Raw genomic sequence first — 2,319 nt, 5'->3', positions numbered from 1 at the left:
GATCTGCCGCATAATTTTCTCGATTCTTTGTGTCTACTCTATTGACAGAGGTACATCTCCCATGCTAGCACTGGGTCATGGGTTATGCCAGTATTTAATAGAACTACAGATCTGACTGCTGCTTCTCCGTACTTACCCACAAAATCATCTCCGTGTTTCTTCTTGCTTACTGCTTGAGATTTTAAATATTTTCTTTATTTGATCTTCAAAACACCCAATCAAAATTAAAATTGTCCCTAACACACAAAATGTGATTCCAAAATAAGTTAGCTGTATTCCATGTGTTTCATCTAAGGCACTCCAATACTTCCCCTTGTCCGTATTCCACGATGTAACTAATGGTAGATAATTTACTGCTTGAATGTGTGCCGTAATATAGAGAGTTAATCCAAAAAACAAGAATGATATTCCACTGAGAATTTTCTTCATGAATTCCCTCCAGTTCTTTCCAGTTATATTCAAGCATAACTTCCGGCTAGCGTTATTGTATTCACGACGTCCCACCGACTTAAGGACACGCCAGGGTCCTGCTACTTCTGCGTCACTAGCAACCTTCGTGCCGGACCGATGGCTAAATGGCCCGATGCGTGAATTCTGTATTAGGTGATGCTCCCCTTTTCTCAACACCAACGATCAACTTATGATTTCTTTGATTCTTTGGACAATCTCTTCTGTGCCAATTTCACTTGTATCAATAATATTAGTATCCATATTCTCGTACATACTTAACCGCTCGATGCTCAATTTAATTTGTTCTTCTGATCTACCGTCTTGAATCATTCTTTGTCGTAATGCGGTTTCAGAACACAACAATGTAACCTTCTTAAGCTGAAAATCTAAATCACCTAAACGGACAAGTAATTCATCCAGGATCTCTTTTCTATGAAGAACCCAGTTAAAAATGACATATTCGAATGTAGAGTTCGTTAAGAAGTTTCTGAGTAAATATGTAATATTATTCTTAACCATCCGTATGTTTTCTTCATTAAAGTTCCAAGGATTCATCATCCAACACCAATCACCATCTAACCATACTGCTTTATCAAGTGACTTATATAACCCTTGACAAACTGTGGTTTTTCCGACTCCCATTGTTCCGTTTATTACAATAAGTTTCTTCAATGAATCCACCTTCATTTTATAGATTAAGGGGAGTTTCGCCTAACGTCCTTGTATTCATGACGCCGAGAGGCTTAAGGCCACGAAGTGGCCGGCTGCGCTTGCGCAGTTAGCGTCGCAGGTGTGTCCGCCTGATCCCGCTTCCCCGAAACTGAAATCCCCTCTTCGACTTCACTTCTAACTCCTGCCGGACCGAGGGCGTATGCCCGATGTGTGAATACTGTGTTATCTGATGCCGGTGCCTTCTTCGAGTTACTAACTCCATTCCCTTAGGTGTATCTAATGTTATAATGGTTATAATTAGATCTTGAAAGGAGTTGGCAAAATGGCTGTAAATAAAGAACGATTTTATGAGTTGCTTGATCGACTATCCGATAAAGATCTTGAGTTGGTTTCCGAATTGATGGAGCGCCTCGCCAATATTCCCGTGAATAGAGAAATCCCTCTCGATGATGAACCAACAACTCAAGATGAATTAGATGCCATAAAGGATGCTCATGAAGCTTACTTAAGAGGTGAATTAATTAGCCTTAAGGATGTTGAACATGAATTACGAAATTAAGTTCCTAAAGGATGCCTTTAAGTATCTTCAAAAGCAGGATATCACAACTCGAAATCGCATTCTGGATCACTTAAAAATTCTTTCTGAAAATCCAAGACATCCAGAGCTCGACATAAAAAGAATGCAAGGTATGGAAAATCATTTTCGGCTTCGTGTTGGATCCTTTCGTGTGATTTATTCAGTAATTGATAATGAACTTATAATAATTGTTGTAAAGATAGGATCTCGCGGTGACATATATAAATCTTGATGGCACTTAAACTACAAGTGTCATTTATTTTGCCTCGCACCGGTTTCAGATAACGTTTCCGTGTTCACGACGTCGAAAGGCTTAAGCCGCTGACCCGTCGAGCGCAGCGAATCAGGTTGCCGGGTGGCTCCGCCACTTAGCCTTGCAGACGTGTCCGCCTGAATTCCCTTCCTTGCTACTGAATTAGCACCGTAATGATTCCACTTCATATATCTTCGGGCGGACCTTGCGGCTACAGCCGCGTTGCGGGAACATTGTGTTATCTGCCGTCGTTCTTCACTGCAATTTCTTTTTACTGCCTTTATTTCTTTTCTATACTTCTATGTATCCTCTTCATGATGTTTCATCGTTATTAACTCACGACTCTTACTGAACCAAGTCCTAGCTA

4 protein-coding genes are annotated in these 2,319 nt (G+C 40.5%); 2 read left to right on the top strand and 2 right to left on the bottom strand.

Going from position 1 to position 2,319, the window contains the following annotated elements; genetic code table 11:
* Positions 1-144 precede the first annotated feature (144 nt).
* Together RW092_RS14810 and RW092_RS14805 are read right to left on the bottom strand one after the other, a co-directional pair.
* Positions 145-429, bottom strand: coding sequence for a hypothetical protein (locus RW092_RS14810; protein WP_127576778.1), 285 nt, complete (start codon positions 427-429; stop codon positions 145-147).
* 204 nt (positions 430-633) lie between these two features.
* The gene (locus RW092_RS14805) at positions 634-1,122 is read right to left on the bottom strand and encodes an AAA family ATPase (protein WP_316010569.1); all 489 of its coding nucleotides are present in this window, start codon (positions 1,120-1,122) and stop codon (positions 634-636) included.
* A gap of 322 nt (positions 1,123-1,444) precedes the next feature.
* On the opposite strand from RW092_RS14805, the gene RW092_RS14800 reads away from it, so the two are divergent.
* Positions 1,445-1,681 (top strand): hypothetical protein, encoded by a 237-nt coding sequence (locus tag RW092_RS14800; protein ID WP_016310982.1) that lies wholly within the window; start codon positions 1,445-1,447, stop codon positions 1,679-1,681.
* A complete protein-coding gene (locus tag RW092_RS14795) occupies positions 1,665-1,931 on the top strand; it encodes a type II toxin-antitoxin system RelE family toxin (RefSeq protein WP_212953172.1) in 267 nt (88 codons plus the stop codon). The genes RW092_RS14800 and RW092_RS14795 overlap by 17 nt, the downstream gene beginning before the upstream one ends.
* Positions 1,932-2,319 lie beyond the last annotated feature (388 nt).

The sequence above is a fragment of the Paenibacillus sp. 3LSP genome (genome assembly GCF_032465655.1).
Taxonomy (GTDB): domain Bacteria; phylum Bacillota; class Bacilli; order Paenibacillales; family Paenibacillaceae; genus Fontibacillus; species Fontibacillus barengoltzii.
Note: the sequence above shows the minus strand (reverse complement) of the source record. Positions and strands in the feature narration are given on the sequence as shown.

What these genes read in the sequence shown, in the direction of transcription:
- RW092_RS14810 (WP_127576778.1), bottom strand. Translation starts at nt 429, where the DNA reads ATGAAGAAAATTCTCAGTGGAATATCATTCTTGTTTTTTGGATTAACT.
- RW092_RS14800 (WP_016310982.1), top strand. Translation starts at nt 1,445, where the DNA reads ATGGCTGTAAATAAAGAACGATTTTATGAGTTGCTTGATCGACTATCC.
- RW092_RS14795 (WP_212953172.1), top strand. Translation starts at nt 1,665, where the DNA reads ATGAATTACGAAATTAAGTTCCTAAAGGATGCCTTTAAGTATCTTCAA.